Source organism: Desulfonatronum sp. SC1, from assembly GCF_003046795.1.
In the GTDB taxonomy this organism is placed as follows: domain Bacteria; phylum Desulfobacterota; class Desulfovibrionia; order Desulfovibrionales; family Desulfonatronaceae; genus Desulfonatronum.
The window spans coordinates 89,205-107,446 of the sequence record NZ_PZKN01000010.1 but is presented as its reverse complement, the minus strand read 5'-3'; the positions used below and the strand labels follow the sequence as shown (position 1 = coordinate 107,446).

Below are 18,242 nucleotides of genomic sequence, written 5' to 3'. Positions count from 1 at the left end.
AACCAACATATGAAACGCAGATCATTCCTCGGATTGATGGGCGCGGCCGGGGCCGGGCTGGCGGCTCCGGCCGTCGTACCGGCCACCGCCCGGGCCGCGGCCAAGGACTTCAGAGGCTATCACACCACTCCAGGCGTGCTGTTCGACGGGACGCGGTGCATCGGCTGCCGCAAGTGCGAATTGGCCTGCAACAAGGTCAACAGTCTTCCTGAGCCTGAAGTGCCCTTCGACAACCTGGAAATCTTGACCACCCGTCGGCGCACGGACTCGGCCACCTTCACCGTGGTCAACAAGTTCGAAACCCCCAGCGGCCCCGTATACCGTAAAAACCAATGCAACCACTGCCTGGAACCGGCCTGCGCCTCCTCGTGCTTCGTCAGCGCGTTCCAGAAGAAACCCGACAGTGCCGTGGATTACGACGACACCGTCTGCGTGGGCTGCCGATACTGCATGATCGCCTGCCCCTTTGAAATTCCAACCTACGAATACCACAAGGCCTTCACCCCCAGAGTGATGAAGTGCACGCTGTGCGGCCCGCAGATGCGCTCCGGCGAACTGCGCCTGCCCGGCTGCGTGCAGGAATGTCCCATGGAGGCCATGATTTACGGTCCCCGCAACGAACTGCTCAATCTGGCCCGCCGCCGCTTCGCCGCCTTTCCGGGCCGCTACGTGGAGCAGATCTACGGCGAGCATGAAATGGGCGGCACCAGCTGGTTGTACATTTCCGGCACCCCCTTCTCCCAGGTTGGTCTGCGCGAGGATCTGGGCACCAAGTCGGCTCCGGAACTCACCGCCGGCGCACTGGCCGCGGTCCCCGTGGTGGTGGGCGTCTGGCCCGTATTGCTTGGTGGGATTTACGCCATCAACAAGCGCAAGGAAAAAATCGCGGCCCAGGAGCAGCAGCAGGCCGTGTCCGCCGCCCTGGCCAAAGCCAAGGCCGAGGCCAAGGAAAACTTGGACGCGTCTCTGGCCAAGGCGGAAGAGTCCGCCAACCGCCGCGTGGATAACGAAGTGAAAAAGGCCGTCAAGGAAGCTCTGGCCAAGAAGGAAGAAGAACTCAAAGCGGCTGAAGCGAGCGCAACGGACGAGGAGGAGGGCAAATGAGCACCGTGACCAATGACGACTTCAAGTCGTATTTGACGCCATTCAATATAGTGACCGGCCTGATCATCATCGCGGGCTTGATCGTCACCGTGATCCGCTTCTCCAGCGGGCTCGGGGCCGTAACCAACCTGGATGACAACTACCCCTGGGGCATCTGGATCAGCTTCGACCTGCTCTGCGGCGTCGCCCTGGCGGCCGGCGGCTACACCACAGCCGCGGCCTGCTACGTCTTCGGCTTCAAGAAATTCCATTCCGCGGTTCGCCCCGCGGTCCTGACCGCCTTCCTGGGCTACGCCCTCGTGGTCCTGGCCCTGCACTACGACGTCGGTCGCCCTTGGCGACTGCCCTACCCGATCTTCGTTCAGCAGGGCACGACCTCGCTGCTCTTCGAAGTAGGCCTGTGCGTGTTCCTGTACCTGACCGTCCTGTTCATGGAGTTCCTGCCCACCCTGTTCGAATGGGCCGGGTGGCGGAAGCTGCGGGATGTCCTGGTCAAAATGACCCTGGTGCTGGTCATCTTCGGCGTGGTTCTCTCCACGCTGCATCAGTCCTCGCTGGGCGCGCTGTACACCATTGCCCCGTCCAAGCTGCACCCCTTGTGGTACTCGGCCTATCTTCCGGTTTTCTTCTTCGTCTCCAGCATCGCGGCCGGGTTGTCCATGGTCATCTTTGAGGGCTCCTTGTCGCACAAGTACCTGCACCGGATGATGGACAGCGAATACAACAGGAACCACGACGACGTGGTCCTCGGCTTTGCCAAGGGCTGTTCCTGGGTGCTGTTCGGCTACTTTGCCTTGAAGATGATCGGCCTGACCTATGACAACAATTGGAGCTACCTGGCCAGCGGGTTCGGCGCGTGGTTCCTGGTGGAAATGCTCTGCTTCGTGGCCCTGCCGGCCTTCCTATACGCCGTGGGCGCGCGGGACAAGAACTTCGCCCTGATCAAGTGGACGGCGATTCTGACCGTTCTGGGCATCGTTCTGAACCGGTTCAACGTTTCCCTGGTCGCGTTCAACTACCACCTGCCCTCCGAGGACAAGTACTTCCCCCACATCATGGAAATCATCATCTCCGTGTTCATCGTCACCGTGGGCGTAGTCGTGTTCCGATTCGTCTCCACCAGGATGCCCGTCTTTTTCGAGCACCCTAATTACAAAGGCCAACACTGAGCATAAGGGAGGCTATACCAATGGAATTCAACTCGATGCACGAGTTTTTCATGCATACCAAGACCATGACCTACCTGCTCATGGGCGGGATACTGGTCGGTGCCGTACTCTGGTGGCAGTTCTTGATGGGTGAAAAGAAACCCATCGACAACCCTCACCGGACCGGCGAGGGACATGACAATGGCCATGGGCATTAGCGAAGCGGTCGAGCGGGTATCCGGTACGGACTGTACGTGCCGGATACCCGCGAAACGTGCCCGATTGCTCATGATCCCAACCCTCTGGATCGACGGACGAAATACCGTCCGGTTTGCAACAACATAAGTGATGCTCGAGGAGACGCATATGTATAATTTCTTGACTGGACCCATGGTCTGGATCACGTTCCTGGTCGTGGTCGTTGGATTGACGTACCATGTGGTGACGTACATCCGCGGCCTGGACTGGCGACTGGACCGTGTGGGCTATCGGCCTAACATGCAGCACGGCCTGAAAGGGGCCGCCAGATCCATCTTTTTCTGGATTTTGCCCTGGGGCTCCCACGGCTGGCGGGCCAAGCCGCTGTTCACCCTGCTCTTTTTCAGCTTTCACATCGGCTTGCTGTTCACGCCGATCTTTCTCGAGGCGCACAACATCATGCTCAAGGACAGCTGGGGCATTCGCTTGCCCGGGATTTCCTCCGGGTTGGCCGACTTTCTGTCCTGGGTCGTGGTGATCGGCGGGATATTCCTGGTCCTACGCCGGATCGCCTATCCCGAGGTCAGAATCCTCACCTCGGCCTACGACTACATGCTGATCGTCATCGCCGTGTCACCTTTCCTGACCGGCCTGATCGCCAGGTACAACGTGGGCAACTACGACTTCTGGCTGCTCATCCACATCATTACCGGCCACGTCTGGCTGCTCAGCCTGGTCTTCACCAAGCTGAACCACGTGGTTCTCTTCTTCCTGTCCCGCGCGCAACTGGGCATGGACTACGGCATCAAGCGTGGCGGGATGAAAGGCACCCAGATGACCTGGTAGGCGTCTGGGAAATACAAGCTCAACGAGAGGGAGAATACAATGCCCGAAGGAATTCTTTGCAACAAGCAGCCCATTGTCACCGACGAGCAGCTCAAGCTAACGCTCGGGGACAAGAGCGGCAAGCAATACTACGCGGAAATGGAACAACTGGACGTGGACACGGACAAGCTCTGGTCCACGATCCAAAACACCATGAAGTCGCGCCTGAAAACGTGGCTGAACATCTGCGCCAAATGCGGACTGTGCGCGGAAAGCTGCTTCCTGTACCAGGTCAACGACAGGGTTCCGGAGCAGGTACCGTCCTACAAGATCCACGCCACGCTGGGTGAACTCGTCAAGCGCAAGGGGAAAGTGGACAACGCCTTCATGCGCAAGTGCATGGACATCGCCTGGAGCTGGTGTACCTGCTGCAACCGCTGCGGCCAGTTCTGCCCCCACGGCATCGACATGGGCGTGATGTTCTCCTACCTGCGCGGCCTGCTCTTCTCCCAGGGGTTCGTGCCCTGGGAATTGAAGATCGGCTCCGGGATGCACCGGGTTTACAAGGCCCAGATGGACGTGACCACCGAAGACTGGGTTGACACCTGCGAATGGATGGCCGACGAGAACTCCGAGGAGTGGCCCGGTCTGGAAATTCCCATGGACAAGGAAGACGCGGACATCATGTACACCATCAATGCCCGCGAAGCCAAGCACTACCCGGAAGACATCGCCGAGGCGGCCATCCTGTTCCACGTGGCCGGCGAGAATTGGACCATGCCCTCCGAAGGCTGGGAGCAGACCTCACTGACTCTGTTCGCCGGCGACTGGGAAGGGTGCAAGCAACAAGTTCTGCATGTCTATGACGCCATCGAGAGGCTACGTCCCAAACGGGTGGTGGGCACGGAATGCGGCCACGCCCACCGGGCCACGGTCATCGAAGGGCCCTACTGGGCCGGTCGGGAAGACGGCCAGCCGCCCAGGCCGTACATCCACTACGTGGAATGGCTGGCCGAGATGCTGCGCACCGGCCGGATCAAGATCGACCCGACCAAACGGATCAAGGAACCGGTCACCCTGCAGGATTCCTGCAACTATGTCCGCAACCAGGGTCTGAAGAACATCACCCGGGAAATCATGAGCTATATCGTGGAGCCGGGATATTTCGTGGAAATGGCCCCAAACAAGGAGTACAACTACTGCTGCGGCGGCGGCGGCGGATTCAACGGCATCGGGAAGTATCGCCCCCAGCGAAACATTGCTCTGCTTAAAAAGAGGGAGCAGATTTTAGCCACAGGGTGCAAGCTCGTAGTCGCCCCCTGCCACAATTGCTGGGACGCCATCCGCGACCTGGAAGAAGAATATCCCATGGGCCTGCGCTGGTCCTTCCTCAAGCCGTTGGTGATCAAAATGATGATCGTCCCGGATCACCTCAAGCCCCAGGATGAGGAAGGCGAAGAGGAATAAATTCTGCCTTGTCGCACCAACAGTCAGCACATACGAGGTAACTCATGAAGAAGAAGATTCTTTTGGCGACCACAGGCTCTCCGGCAAGTTTTGGGGCCGCGCGGGTGGCCTTTGAGATGGCCAAACGGTACGATGCGGAACTGCTGCTCTTTCACGTCGCCGGCGTGCCCAAGAAGGGCTTTTCCTATCAGGAGGTCAGCGACGTGCGCTCCCAGGAGGCCGTGGAGGTCGACGACGACTACATGGCCTGGGTCGAGGAAGAACTGAAAAACACCTACGCCAAGCAGCTTGAGGAATGCAAAAGCTCGCGTATCCTTCTGGCAACAGGCCTGCCACACAGGGAAATCCTCCGGGCGGCCCGCAGCGAAGATGCGGACATGATCATCATGGGCGCGCATTCCGGCGACTCCAGTTCCATCTATTCCAAGGGCTACCCCGGTAGCACCCTGCAACGCGTGGCCAAGGCCGCCAAGTGCCCGGTGATGACCGTGCACCGCGAATCCGCATCGTATATGGGCGGCTTCTCCCATATCGTCTTTGCCACGGACTTCTCGAAGCAGTCGGAAAGCGCCTTCAAGTACGCCCTTTCCATGGCCAAGGAGTACGATTGTGAAATGACCCTGTTTCACGCCCTGGACATCACCAGCAAGGTCTTGGCCCAGAGCGATATAGAGGACAAACTGATCACGCTTCGCAAACGCCTGCGGGACGTGTACGGCCCCAAGATGGGCGATTTCAAGAATTTTGAAGTCGACGTCTGGGAAGGCAATCCCTACGTGGAAATCGTCAAGATCGCCCGAGAACGCATGGCCGACCTGATTGTCCTGGCCCACAACACCACAGAGTTGGATCCGGAACTGGCCAGCATGGGTTCGACCCTGGAACAGGTGATCCTTCGGGCCAACTGCCCGGTGGTCAGCGTAAACAGGCCGGACAAGGTCTAGAAGTATTGCGAGCATTGCGTCCACCGCCCGATGTCTCCGAACCCGGGCGGTGGAATTGTAGGGCATCGCATGCGAGACGAAATACCTTTGCATGTATGCCAGGCTCTCGTTGATTTCGGCAACCTCAAGGATTGGAAGTTCCTTCCGAATCTCACCAGGAGGTGTACAGTGGCGAAGAAAATCATGGTCGTCGACGACGACAAGGAAATCACCTCGTACCTGACCCAGTTGTTCAAGGACAACGGCTATGAAACCGTGGAAGCCAACGACGGCTCCGAGGCCCACGACATCGTGGCCAAGGAAAAACCGGACCTGATCACCCTTGACCTGGAAATGCCCAATGAATGGGGTCCACGCTTTTACCGCAAACTGACCCAGAACCCGGAACTGAAGAAAATCCCGATCATCGTGATCAGCGGCCTGCCGTCAAACCAGTATGCGATCCAAAAGGCCGTCGCCAGCCTGACCAAGCCTTTTGACCGCGACGAACTGTTGAAGATCGTCAAGCAGACCATCGGCTGAGTCAGTCCCTCGAATAATCGTCCGCCCTTGTTCCATCCGCGGAGCAAGGGCGGACGTCCTCATTTTCATCGCTTTCCGATATCGCCCTCCCATCATCCACGGGGTGTTTTTTCGCCATGCGTGGATTGCCTTTTCCGCCCGTCCCTTTTACTCCTTTTTCTTCCACCACTGGAGCTGTTCAGCACATTCCGTGTGTGGCCTCATTCCGATTCTGGATACCCGTCTGCGAGGGCATGACTGATTCGGAAACGAAAGGTTCGGCATGATCGGCACAAAGCCGCCCTCTTGGCTCGGGATATTCTGCATGGCCCGTTTTACGCCTTCACCTTGATTTGGAGCAAACATGATCACGGACAATAAATTACTGCTCGTCGACGACGAAGAGGGAATCAGACGGTTTCTGGGACTGACCCTGGAAGACATGGGGTACGAGGTCAAGACCGCAGAGAATGGAAGCGTCGCGCTGCAAGTCTTCCAAGACTTCCAGCCCTCCATCGTGCTCACCGACATCAAGATGCCGGTCATGGACGGGATCGAGCTGATGCGGCGGCTCAAGAAAGACTATCCTGACGTGGAGGTGGTGATCATCACCGGCCATGGTGATCTGGAACTGGCCATCGAGGCTCTGAAACACGAAGCCGCGGACTTCATCACCAAGCCCATCAACGACGACGTGCTGGAAATCTCCCTGAACCGCGTTCGGGAGAAGATCGTCATGAAACGCCAGCTACGGAACTACACGGAGAACCTCGAACGCCTCGTGGAAGAAAAAACCCAGCACATTGTCAAGCTGGAACGCCAGACCGCCGCCGGACAAATGGTGGAAAAATTCAGTGATTTTTTATCCGGAATCACCACCGAGGTGGAAAACCGAACCGGACTCTTCAACGAACTGCCCTGCCTCGTATCCCTGCACAACAAGGACCTGCGGGTCGTCGCCTGCAACAGTCTGTTCAGAGAGCGCATCGGCGATTGCAACGGCATGAACACGCCCCAGATGTACGCCCAGGAGGCCTCCGCCGATTCCGAATGTCCCGTCCAGGCGACCTTTCTGTCGGGAAACGGTCAACGCCTCAAAGCGACCCTGGCCGGAAAGGACGGAACGCCGATCCCGGTCACGGCGCATACCTCGCCGATCCTGGACAAAGGTGGGGAGGTCGGACTGGTTCTGAGCATCGCCGTGGACATGACGGAACTCAGCCGCCTCCGGGATGAACTGTTGGCCACCCAGCGCAAATACCAGCGCCTTTTCGATGAGGTCCCCTGCTATATTACGGTGCAAAACCCGGACTTCACCGTCGCGGAGACCAACCGCCGCTTCAAGGAGAAGTTCAACGAGGCCGAGGGGCTGAGGTGCTATCGGGAGAAGAAGGGCCGGGAAGCACCCTGTGCGGACTGCCTGATGCAGCAAACGCTCCAGGACGGTGAGTCGCATCAGATGGAAACCGTGGTCACCACCAAGGACGGCGAGCAGCTCAACGTGCTGGCGATTTCCTCGCCCATTCGCAACGCTCATGGTGACATTCACCAAGTCATCGAAATGTACACCGATATCACCGAAATTCGACGTCTCCAGGACCACCTGACCTCCCTGGGCATCATGCTTGGCTCCATGTCCCACGGGGTCAAGGGATTGCTCACGGCTTTGGACGGCGGCATGTACCGCCTGGAATCCGGACTGAAGAACGATCAGCCCGACCAGGTCGCGGACGCCATGAACACCCTGAAGAACATCATCGGCAAGGTCCGCAAGCTGGTGCTGGACATCCTCTACTACGCCAAGTCCCGGGACCTCGATGTCCAGGACCTCGACGCGGCAAAATTCCTGGCCGACACGGCCGGACTGATTCGCCCGCGATCGGACAAAGCCGACGTCCAATTCTCCTTTCATGCCGAAGAGAACCTCGGCTCCTTTGAGATCGACGCCGCCGCCCTTTCCGCGGCCCTGGTCAATTTTTTGGAAAACGCGGTGGATGCCTGCGAGGGAGTTGCGGACGAACAACGCCAGGTCGAGTTTTCAGCCTCGGGAACCCCGGACCACGTCGTCATCACGGTCAAGGACCAGGGCCAGGGCATGGACAAGGAAACCCGCGACAAAATCTTCACTCTCTTCTTCTCTTCCAAGGGCAGCAAGGGCACCGGCCTGGGTCTGTTCATCTCCAACCAGACCATCGAAAAACACGGCGGCTCCATAGCCGTGGAGTCCGAACCCGGCAACGGCAGCACCTTCACCATCACCCTGCCTCGGAAACAACCGGCGATTTGTCCAAGTCGGCGATCGCCCGAGCTGAAAGAGTCCGGCGCATAATAGTTTTTTCGAGGGGACGATCTCATTGCCTTCCGTCCCCTCGCTCCACCCTTTCATTTCAAGAGAATAAATCCGGGAGCTATGGACGATGGGTCCGTCTTCATGGACCTCGGTGGCCATATGCCGTTGCATCAGTCTTTGAATAGTGCTGCTACCACAACTCCACTCTGATAGCGGGCTCCAAGGGCGTAAAAATAGCCTATTATCCACCCCAAGACGCATTACAAGCCCAGTTTGCGATCACCCTGCCATCTTTTCGCGCTATCCACATAAAATAATTACACCTCTTCGTTTGGCACAGATTGTGTTTAAGCCTTTACATGGTCAACAGACCCCAATCAAGGAACAGCACACAGGAGGTTGTCATGCCAAAAGGTGATGGAACCGGACCCACCGGACAGGGCGCGATAAGTGGCTTGGGCAATGGGAATTGCCCACAGGGTCAAGGTCAAGGGCGAGGCCGTGGCGGTTGCCGCGGTCAAGGCGGCCAGGGGATGGGACGAGGTCAAGGCAAAGGTCAAGGTCGAGATTGGAGCCAAAGTGGCTCGCGCAACCAGCAAGACGGAAGCACCGCTCAGGCGTCGGCATCCGTTCCTACCGGATCTGGCGAGCCCGGTGCGTCGACAACCCCAAAACCCATGCCCGGCAACCGCCTCAGGCAACGACGCCTGCGGATACATCGTTGCTGGAACCTGTCATAGCCATCGAAAAATGTTGGACAGTATCCGATTACCCGCACCCTCCAACCATCAGATTCAGGAGTATGCGCATCATGAGCGACCATGATTGCGAGACGTGTTCGGACAAGGATTGCGCCGGGCAGAGCGAGGAAGAAAAAGCTCTCCTGGCCAGCCTTGCCCGGATCAAAAACAAAATCGTCGTTCTTTCCGGAAAGGGCGGCGTGGGCAAGAGCACCGTGGCCGTAAATCTGGCTCAGGCTCTGGCCATGGCCGGAATGAAGACCGGTCTGCTGGATGTGGACGTCCACGGTCCCAGCGTTCCCAGACTGCTCAGCCTGAGCGGAAAGCACCCGCATATTGACGCCGGACGTCTGGAGCCCATCAATGCCGGTCCGAATTTGTGGGTCATGTCACTGGGCTTTTTGCTGCCAAACAACCGGGAACCCGTGATCTGGCGTGGTCCGGTAAAGATGGGGATGATCAAGCAGTTTCTGCGCGACGTGACCTGGGGCGACCTGGATTTCCTGGTCGTGGACTGCCCGCCGGGGACCGGGGACGAGCCCTTGTCCGTGCTCCAGCTGCTGGGACCGTCGGCCAAGGCCCTGATCATAACCACCCCCCAGGAAGTGGCCGTGGATGATGTCCGGAGGTCCGTGACCTTTTGCTCCGAGGTGGGCAACCCGGTTCTGGGCATCGTGGAAAACATGAGCGGCCATGTCTGCGGCCACTGCGGTCATGTGGATGATATTTTCGGCAGCGGAGGAGGACAGGCTCTTGCCGAGGAGATGGGCGTTCCGTTTCTGGGCAGGATTCCCCTGGATCCGGAAGTGGTTCGCTCCGGAGACGAAGGCTTCGCCTTCCTGCGCATCCACCAGGAAGGCCCCACGGCCCAGGCTTTACATCACATAATCAAGCCGATTCTGGCGATCTCGGAGAGCCGGCTGGCTGAGAATTAACCAAAAATTGTTCCGCCTCCCTCGCTTGAACCCAGGCCGCATTGGGCGGCCTGGGTTTTTTAAGCGCCTTTCGCAACTATACAGACGCTTAAAAAGCCCGAAACGGCAACGCCCTGAACCTAAGCGCCGACTCAAGCCGCGTCCTCCCCGGGATATTCCAGAATCAACCCGCTGCCCGTTTCCCGAACAGGAAGCCGTCCGGCCAGGGCGATCTTGGCCTCCAGGTCCGTGCAATGGCAGGCATGCAGGGCCTCGAGTCCGACGTTGGCCAAGTAATTCGTTGTCTCTTCCAGACGCTCTCGTGAGGCGCCAAGCAGGTGCAACCCGCCGATGATGTCCACGACCCGATCCACGCCGGTCAAGGCCATTGCCTGGGCCGCGATATTGCAAATACCACTGTGCGAGCAGCCCGTGATCAGCACCAAGCCCTTGGCGGAACGAAACGCCAGGGCCGTATCGTCCAAGAGGACATCCGGTTGCGGTCCGTCGTGCGTCCTGTGCATCCTCTCTTTCGACTCGACAAGTTCAAAAGCAAACCGTCGCGGGATCTCGCCCAGGTAGACGAGTCCCCCACCCAGCTGCATGGGGCGGCTGCGCAGATTCAGGTGAAAGTGACATCCGAGGCGCTCGACATCCATTAATGATCCAATTTCCGGAAGATGATCGCGGTATTTGCCATGCAGGGCCAATGGATGGGCCAGCAATTCGGTCTCCGGGACAGTGCGCCGCATGATTGCCGCCTCGGTGCGTAAGCGGACCAGTTCGGTCAGGCCCCAGGAATGATCCAGGTGACCGTGAGACAACACCACCCTGTCCAAATGCAGCAGATCCTGACCCAACTTAGCGGCGTTGCGCAAAAAGACGTCCGAGTATCCGGTATCCAGCAGGGTCCGCCGCCCCTCGTGCTCCAGCAGAATGCTCAAGCCCGGCTCACCCAGGAGATAGCGGTCCGTCAGAGTGTTATTGTCCACAAGGACAGTGACGCGCATGCCTTTTCAACCCTTTTCAGCCTGAATCGGCTCCAGCGGTTCGCTCGATGAGGAGTGATCAGCTTCTGCCGCAGCAGGAACCAGGCGTACAGCCCTTCTGGCCGGGCCGCTCCCCGCAGCATCCGTGATCTTTCGGACCAGGAACGGCCTGTCGGACGGAACCAACGCCAGAGGCAGGGACGGAAAGCACTTTTGTCGCCTCTTCCGCCCCGCAGAACGGACATCCCGGTTGTGGCCGGCTCCCTATCTGGATGGCCTCGTACATCTTCCCGCAAGAAGCGCAGGTATATTCGTGAATGGGCATGGAAACTCTCGGGTTTAGGGTTCAGGATCATGAAAAGGCAGGTACGCCCGCGCCTCCTATAAACCGTTTTATACGTCGAGCCAAGGCCTCTCCGTCCTCAAAGCTGGGTTCCACGGGCAGTGGAGCGAAAATCCCCAGGCCTTCTCCAGCTTCGTGAAAGGATTCGTCGTCCAGATCGGTGATCACGATACAATTCACCGCCACGTTCACCGACATCAATTTACGCACCAGATCCAAAGTCTCGCCTTCGGGCAGGCCTTGGTCCAGGATCAGGAATCCCGGCGGCATGACCTTCACCGCGGCCAGGACGTTGGTCCAGTTGTGGGTGAACAGTAACTCCACATTTTCCACCTCTTGTCGCAACGCGTCGCAAAAACGAGCGAATAATTCCTCTGAACGATTGGTGGCTATCAGTATCTGCATGCGTCTCCTCCCTTGACCCCGATACTTCGCGACAGGGCGATTCAATAGTACCTCATGGAAAAGATGATCCGACGCTTTTCGTGCGAAGAGCGGCACAGAGAAACGTCGGATTATCTGCGTGGCAATGAGGAAGATCGGTTAGTGCTGTGCTCCCCCGCCGCACGTATTCTCGGTGCTGAAGGTCGGCAGGGAATCCGTCAGAAAGGCTTGCACGGCGTGGCCCACGGAAGGCAAGCCGCCACCATGCACGACCCGTACTCCAGCCTGCTGAAACCCCATCAACGGCCGCAGCCCCATGCCCCCGGCAATGAGCACCTTGACGCCGTTGCGGGCCAAGTGATTGACCGGGGCCATGCAGCCGCCTTGCTGGTGGGGGACGTTGGGCAGTGTTCGCACGTCCACGATCTCCCCGTTTTTGGCTTCCACGATGGTGTACAGATCGCAATGGCCGAAATGCATCCCGACGGCGGCATCCAGACCGCCGGGGGTTTCGGACGGGACGGCGATAATCAACGTGTCCATGGTGTCATCTCCTTTATTTCATCGAAGCAGTTAGCAATTTAAGAAACCAATACGCGTTGCGTTGCAACAGTTAAGCGAGACGCAACGGCCCAACGGGATAGGCGACAATCTTCTCCCATATCCCGCGCAATTCGTCGCCAAAGTGAGAGGCCGGCATTTCCGTGATGCACTTGCCCAGAATCATGGCCTTGGTCATCTGCTCATCGTAGGGCAGCATGCCCAACAGGCCATGCCCCTGCTCGCGGCAGTACACGCCGATCTCCCGGCTGTTATCGAGATTCAGGTCAAACTTGTTCACGATTACGGCCACGGGGATGCGGAAATGGTGGCATAGGTCGGCCACGCGCTCCAGGTCGTGACGTCCGGAGGGGGTCGGCTCGGTGATCACCACCGCCAGGTTCGCCCCGGAAAGCGAGCTGATGACCGGGCACCCTATACCCGGCGTTCCGTCGCACAAGATCAGGGACAGTCCTTGTTTTTTGGCGCGCTGGCGGGCTTCTTTCTTGAGCAGGGCCACGAGCCGTCCGGAGTTTTCTTCCCCTGGAAACAACTGTGCATGGATCATCGGCCCGAAACGCATGGTTGAAGAAAACCACTGCCCACAATGCTTTTCCACGAAATCCACGGCCTGATCCGGACAGAAATGGACACAGACCTTGCAGCCCTCGCACCGCAACGAGTCAACGACATACTTCCCCTGGTCTTCGCGCACGGCCCCAAAACGGCAGAGTTCCGCGCACACGCCGCATTTCGTGCACCGCTCTTGATTGATCACCGCTTCGTGCCCGGAGCGAAACGCATGCTCTTCCTCGACAACCGGGGCCAACAGCATGTGCAGGTCCGGCGCATCCACATCCAGGTCGCAGACAATGACGCTTTCAGCCAAATGCGCGAACGCTGCCGTGATGCTGGTCTTGCCCGTGCCGCCCTTGCCACTGATCACCACGATCTCACGCACGTTCCACCTCCCGGGACACGGTGACGGCGGCCCGCATCCGCTCTTTCAACTCCTGAAAAATCATTTTCAGTTCCGGCAGCTCTCTGGCGACGATCTCCCCCCGCGAATAGGCTTTGGCCGCGAGGATGCTATTGGGAATGTGGGCCCAGATTGGAATGCCGGTGGCCCGACAGTAGTCGTCCACGCCTTGGTCCCCGATGCCGACCCGGTTGATCACCGCACCCATGGGTTTTTTCAGCCCGGAAAAGGCTTCTACGGCCAGACGAAAATCATACAGCCCGAAAGGCGTGGGCTCGGTGACCAGCAGGATCGCGTCCGCGTCCATCACGGCGTGCATCGCCGGACAACTCACCCCCGGAGGGGCGTCAATCAGCACATCGCCCAGTACGCCATTAGGCATCCCAGCATGACTCGTTTGCTCCTTTACCCGCTGCTTGACCTGCTGCATCAGTGGCGGACTCATGGCTTCACCCACCCGCAACCGGCCCATCACAAAACGTCCGAACTCCGTTTGGCCCTCGACGATCTGTCCCAGCTCCCGTCCGCCCGGACTGAGAGCACTCTCGGGACAGATTTTCAGACACCCGCCGCAACCGTGGCACATTTCCGGATAGAACAACATGGTTTTGCCCATGATTGCCAAGGCCTTGTATTGGCAAAACGTGGCGCACTCCCCGCACAGGGTGCACTTTTCCGAATCGTGGACCGGAACCTCCAGCATGGCCGCGGTCTCCCGTGCCACCTCGGGCTTCAGGAACAGATGCAGATTGGGCTCTTCCACGTCCAGATCCACGAGAGTCAGCGGTCCCTCCCAAATGGCGGCCAGGGAGGCGGTGACCGTGGTTTTCCCCGTCCCCCCCTTGCCGCTGGCAACAGCGAAGATCACCGCCGCGCTCCCTGGCTGCGTCCTTGACCGCTCCCTTGCCCACTCCCTCGACCTGCTCCACCATGCGCCTGGGAGTTGGGCGCATCGGCCACGGTCAGTTCGCCACGCTTGAACCGTTCCACGGCCTGCCCCACGGTCACGCCCTCCACATTTTGGATGACCTGGATTCCCGCGGCGGAAAGAGCTTGAAAAGCCTTCGGGCCGACAAACCCGCTGATCACCACTTCCACCCCGGCATTGGCTAGATTTTGCGCCGCCTGGATCCCCGCGCCTTGGGCCATGACCTGGGATGCGCCATTGTCAATGTAGCTTGAAGCGTTTCCGACTTGCTCCACGACGACGAAGCCCGCCGCCCTGCCGAACCGTGGATCCACCATGTCGTCCAGGAGAGGGCCTTCACTGGAAACCGCAATGCGTTTCATCTGCATTTTCGAACTCCTTCTAGTTGTTCGTCGCCGTCCTCGCCCTGCTGGACAGTCACATCTTCCAAGGCCAGGCATTTTGTAGGACCGAACGCGACCTGTAAACCAGGCTTGCGCCACTTCATTCGCTTTGCCACCAATCCACGGCTCCACCTGTATCCCGGCGAAAGTCAGGACTTCCCTGTCCGAACAGGCCAAGCCGCCACAGAGCAACCATTGGACATCCAACTGCACCAGGGTCCGCGCAAATCCCATCATACCAAGATCACGAACCGTACTCGGCAACACGTGCATTTCCGGCCCATGACTCGACTCCGGTAGCACCTGCTCCGGAATGTCGCGCATCGCCTCATCTGACCATTCATGATCATAGAGGTGAAGCGACGTGGCCGTATCCAGTAATGTTGCGATACGGTTCCCGTAGCAGGCCAAACACACTCGCATCGATCTTTCTCCGAAATGCTTCGGGGGGAAAAAAGTCACACTGATGATTTATCCCTTCACTTGGCACATTGCATGCCAAGCAAAAATAACCATTTGTTCCAGCACGTAAGGAGAAACCAACTAGCCTGGTGCAAAGCAATGGACGAAAAATTCGCCCGGATCAATGCGTGAGGAATGAAGATGGATGCCGGGCCTCATGATGAGAAACCGGCAGTGCATAAAACGAGGAGGGAGAGGGAAGGTCGAGGCGCATCTCCAGATATGACGTATAAAAAAACCTGGATTCCCGCCTTCGCGGGAATGATTTCAATAGGCACGCTTCTTCAAGCTCGTCATTCCCGCGAAGGCGGGAATCCAGGTCATGTTTACCTCAAGTTTTTGAACGGTTACGATATTTAACCATCACCGACGCAGCAACCGCCGCAGAGTGTCCTTGGACACATCCAACTCGCGGCATGCGGCCATGACCCGGCCGTTGTTGCGGGCCAGTGCCTGGGCCGCGGCCTGCTGCTTGATATCGGCCATGGTGCCGCACATGGTCACGGTCGGCGTGGCCGGGGTGTCGAGAAACAGCCCCTCGGGCAGATGCTCCGGCTTGATCACCCCCCCAGGACAAAGGATGAACGCGTACTCGATGATGTTTTCCAGCTCCCGGACGTTGCCCGGGAACGGATGGCGCACCAGCAGGCGCATCACCTCCTCCGTCACCCCCTGAATGTCCTTGCCGGTCAAGACGTTTTGGCGTTTGACCACATGCTCAACCAGCAGCGGAACGTCCTCCGGACGCTCCCGCAAGGGCGGCAGGACCAGCCGAACCACGTTCAGTCGGTAATAGAGATCTCCCCGGAAATCCTGACGGGCGACCATCTCCTCCAGATCCTTGTTGGTGGCCGCGACGACCCGGACGTTCACCGGCACACCGCGCACCGCGCCCAGAGGCTCGACCACCTTTTCCTGCAAGACGCGCAGAATCTTGACCTGCAGAGGCAGGGGCATATCGCCGATTTCGTCGAGGAACAGAGTTCCGTCGTCGGCAGCCTGGAACCGGCCAGGCTTGTCCCGCTTGGCGTCCGTAAAAGCCCCGGCCTTGTGGCCGAACAACTCGCTTTCCAGCAATTGCTCCGGCAGAGCCCCGCAATTCACGGCCACGAACGGCTTCCCGTTGCGGCCGCTCAAATTGTGGATCGCCCGGGCCACCAGTTCCTTGCCCGTACCCGACTCACCCAGCAGCAGCACCGTGGAACCGCTGGCCGCGATCTGGGGCAGGATGCTCAAGGTCCGCTGAAACACCGGGCTCCTGCTGATGATGTCTTCCACCCGGTACAACCCATCCAGCTTTTTCTGGATCTGACGCAGCGCCGAAAGGTCACGAAACGTCTCCACTCCGCCCACGATTTTGCCGCGCCGGTCCCGCAACGGAGCGGCGTTGATGCTGATAGGCACCCTGGTGCCATCGCTACGCACGAAATACAGCGACCGATTGGCGCGGCTTTCCCCGGCTTCTAGAGAGGCCTTCAGGGCACAGGCCCCGTCGCAGATGCTGGATCGAAAGACTTCCCAGCACTTCCGCCCCAAGGCCTCGTCCTTCAATACGCCGGTAATATCGCAGGCCGCGCGGTTGAAGAAGGTGATGTTCCAGTCCTTGTCCACGGTGAACACCCCGTCGGCAAGGCTGTCCATGATATGTTCACAGGATATGTCGTGTAAAAAATGCATTATCGCCTCACTCGACAATCAACCTCTCTCCCATCGGGAGAAGAATGCGCCCAGCAAAACAAACCGGGCAAATTTTACGCCCAGACAACTTCTATGCAAACCCTGGAAGATGTCAACCCACTCAAAATACAGGCAACTCTCTGGCGGCATGAAAGCTGCTTATGCAATGTCAGACGGATGACAACCAAAGGACGCTGTTTATGCCGAACCAAGATGGAACAGGCCCCATGGGCCAAGGTAAAAACAAAGGCAGCGGCAAGGGCCGTGGACCATGCCGCCAAGGTGAACAAGAAACCGGCGGGCAAAGTTGCGGACGCAATAGAGGACGTTCTTCAGGCGGCTCTCCGCGTGGCCCCTCGAGCACGTCTTCGGGCACTTCGTCCAAACCTGCTGAATAAAACATCGGCTCGGGGCAGGACCAACGGCTCCGAGCCGGAGCGGTAAACCGCTCCAAACACCGACGCAAAAAATGTGAACAGTTCCGCGGGAGGCGCAAATGTTCAAGTTGGTACTCCTGACCCTGACGGACAAGGCCGACGGCACGTCCGCCCTCCAGTTGGCGGCGGCTGTCGCGGCCCGACACAAGTCAGGCTTCATGGTCCAGTATGTCAGCGCTCCTCATGAGCGTGAGAAAAGTTGCGTGCTCCAACTTTCCGACGAGCGGGAACTCTCGGCCCGTCGGGCCGAAATCGAGGCATTCTGCAAAGCGAACATGCCCGAAGGGTTGACGGCGGACGTGATGCTCGGCTCCGGATTTGTCCATATCGAGGTTCTCAAGACCGTCCGCCTCTTGGAGCCGGATCTCGTGGTCATCGGCGACCAGGGCGACGCCGAGCACTGTCGGCGGGAGCTTTCCGCCTCGACCACGGACACCGCCCTGCTCATCGCCCGGGAAGCCGCCTGTCCTGTGCTCGTCGCTTTGCCAGGAACGTCGACGGCTCCCAATCGATCCTTATCCGGAACGGTCCGTCGCATCGTCGCCGCGACCGACCTTTTGGACGGCGCGGAGGATGTCCTGACCATGGCGGAGCGAGTCCGTGAGACGGATGCGGGAACCCTTTGCGCGTTCCATGCCCTGCCGCTGGTCCACGCCGCGCCCGAAGGAGCCGCCCTGGGCCGGGCATTGGACCAAGCCAAGAGCCGCCTTTCATATTTCGGACGAAAATTAGTCCTTCCCCTCTCGACAAAATTCGCCGTCCGCGAGGGTGACCCATCCGTAGAAATCCTGAAATACGCCCGTGAAAGCGAGGCCGACCTGATCGTCCTGGCCCCGGACTATTACACCGGAGCCCCAGGCTCCCAAAAAATGGAATCCAGGGTCTCGTCCCAAGTTATTGCCGGAGCGCGTTGCCCGGTCATGCTTGTTGGTCCGGACGCCCTGGCCGGTCGTTTTCAAAAACAACGTCAGACAACGAGGAAGGCGTAA

Annotated in this window: 19 protein-coding genes; 11 read left to right on the top strand and 8 right to left on the bottom strand. The window is 58.9% G+C overall.

Annotated elements, in window-relative coordinates; all coding sequences use genetic code 11:
• Positions 1-9: 9 nt before the first annotated feature.
• The 10 genes from hmcB to C6366_RS07525 all read left to right on the top strand — a co-directional run bounded on the left by hmcB (position 10) and on the right by C6366_RS07525 (position 10,152).
• A complete protein-coding gene (gene hmcB, locus C6366_RS07565) occupies positions 10-1,104 on the top strand; it encodes a sulfate respiration complex iron-sulfur protein HmcB (protein ID WP_107736718.1) in 1,095 nt (364 codons plus the stop codon).
• Positions 1,101-2,273, top strand: coding sequence for a sulfate respiration complex protein HmcC (gene hmcC, locus C6366_RS07560; protein ID WP_107736717.1), 1,173 nt, complete (start codon positions 1,101-1,103; stop codon positions 2,271-2,273). The genes hmcB and hmcC overlap by 4 nt, the downstream gene beginning before the upstream one ends.
• Positions 2,274-2,293: 20 nt before the next feature.
• Positions 2,294-2,470: a sulfate respiration complex protein HmcD gene (gene hmcD / locus C6366_RS20010; RefSeq protein ID WP_199221459.1), complete on the top strand. Its 177-nt coding sequence runs from the start codon at positions 2,294-2,296 to the stop codon at positions 2,468-2,470.
• 148 nt (positions 2,471-2,618) lie between these two features.
• On the top strand, positions 2,619-3,296 hold the full coding sequence (gene hmcE, locus C6366_RS07555) for a sulfate respiration complex protein HmcE (protein WP_107736716.1): 678 nt from the start codon (positions 2,619-2,621) through the stop codon (positions 3,294-3,296).
• A 39-nt stretch (positions 3,297-3,335) separates the two neighbouring features.
• A complete protein-coding gene (hmcF, locus tag C6366_RS07550) occupies positions 3,336-4,742 on the top strand; it encodes a sulfate respiration complex iron-sulfur protein HmcF (RefSeq protein ID WP_107736715.1) in 1,407 nt (468 codons plus the stop codon).
• Between the two features lie 44 nt (positions 4,743-4,786).
• Positions 4,787-5,686, top strand: coding sequence for a universal stress protein (locus C6366_RS07545; protein ID WP_107736714.1), 900 nt, complete (start codon positions 4,787-4,789; stop codon positions 5,684-5,686).
• Positions 5,687-5,854: 168 nt separating this feature from the next.
• Positions 5,855-6,208: a DVU0259 family response regulator domain-containing protein gene (divK, locus tag C6366_RS07540; protein ID WP_107736713.1), complete on the top strand. Its 354-nt coding sequence runs from the start codon at positions 5,855-5,857 to the stop codon at positions 6,206-6,208.
• Between the two features lie 343 nt (positions 6,209-6,551).
• Positions 6,552-8,516 carry a response regulator gene (locus tag C6366_RS07535; RefSeq protein ID WP_107736712.1) on the top strand — a complete coding sequence of 655 codons (1,965 nt, stop codon included), beginning with the start codon at positions 6,552-6,554 and terminating at the stop codon, positions 8,514-8,516.
• A gap of 320 nt (positions 8,517-8,836) precedes the next feature.
• Positions 8,837-9,217 (top strand): DUF5320 domain-containing protein, encoded by a 381-nt coding sequence (locus tag C6366_RS19250; RefSeq protein ID WP_158269687.1) that lies wholly within the window; start codon positions 8,837-8,839, stop codon positions 9,215-9,217.
• 71 nt (positions 9,218-9,288) lie between these two features.
• Positions 9,289-10,152 carry an Mrp/NBP35 family ATP-binding protein gene (locus C6366_RS07525; protein WP_107736737.1) on the top strand — a complete coding sequence of 288 codons (864 nt, stop codon included), beginning with the start codon at positions 9,289-9,291 and terminating at the stop codon, positions 10,150-10,152.
• A 131-nt stretch (positions 10,153-10,283) separates the two neighbouring features.
• Here the strand turns inward: C6366_RS07525 and C6366_RS07520 are convergent, their stop codons facing one another.
• From C6366_RS07520 to C6366_RS07485, 8 genes are all read right to left on the bottom strand, one after another.
• A complete protein-coding gene (locus C6366_RS07520) occupies positions 10,284-11,141 on the bottom strand; it encodes an MBL fold metallo-hydrolase (protein ID WP_107736710.1) in 858 nt (285 codons plus the stop codon).
• A gap of 58 nt (positions 11,142-11,199) precedes the next feature.
• Positions 11,200-11,445, bottom strand: coding sequence for an FmdB family zinc ribbon protein (locus C6366_RS20655; protein ID WP_107736709.1), 246 nt, complete (start codon positions 11,443-11,445; stop codon positions 11,200-11,202).
• Between the two features lie 27 nt (positions 11,446-11,472).
• Entirely contained in the window at positions 11,473-11,868 is a 396-nt protein-coding gene (locus C6366_RS07510; protein ID WP_107736708.1) for a hypothetical protein, read from the bottom strand.
• A 138-nt stretch (positions 11,869-12,006) separates the two neighbouring features.
• A complete protein-coding gene (locus C6366_RS07505) occupies positions 12,007-12,390 on the bottom strand; it encodes a NifB/NifX family molybdenum-iron cluster-binding protein (RefSeq protein WP_107736707.1) in 384 nt (127 codons plus the stop codon).
• A 70-nt stretch (positions 12,391-12,460) separates the two neighbouring features.
• Complete coding sequence (locus tag C6366_RS07500; RefSeq protein ID WP_107736706.1) at positions 12,461-13,348, bottom strand: ATP-binding protein; 888 nt, start codon at positions 13,346-13,348, stop codon at positions 12,461-12,463.
• Positions 13,341-14,234: an ATP-binding protein gene (locus C6366_RS07495; protein ID WP_107736705.1), complete on the bottom strand. Its 894-nt coding sequence runs from the start codon at positions 14,232-14,234 to the stop codon at positions 13,341-13,343. The genes C6366_RS07500 and C6366_RS07495 overlap by 8 nt, the downstream gene beginning before the upstream one ends.
• Positions 14,231-14,662, bottom strand: coding sequence for a NifB/NifX family molybdenum-iron cluster-binding protein (locus tag C6366_RS07490; RefSeq protein ID WP_233248424.1), 432 nt, complete (start codon positions 14,660-14,662; stop codon positions 14,231-14,233). The genes C6366_RS07495 and C6366_RS07490 overlap by 4 nt, the downstream gene beginning before the upstream one ends.
• Before the next feature lie 840 nt (positions 14,663-15,502).
• Entirely contained in the window at positions 15,503-16,816 is a 1,314-nt protein-coding gene (locus C6366_RS07485) for a sigma-54-dependent Fis family transcriptional regulator (RefSeq protein WP_107736704.1), read from the bottom strand.
• Positions 16,817-17,312: 496 nt separating this feature from the next.
• Between C6366_RS07485 and C6366_RS07475 the strand changes: the two genes are divergently transcribed.
• A complete protein-coding gene (locus C6366_RS07475; RefSeq protein WP_107736702.1) occupies positions 17,313-18,242 on the top strand; it encodes a universal stress protein in 930 nt (309 codons plus the stop codon).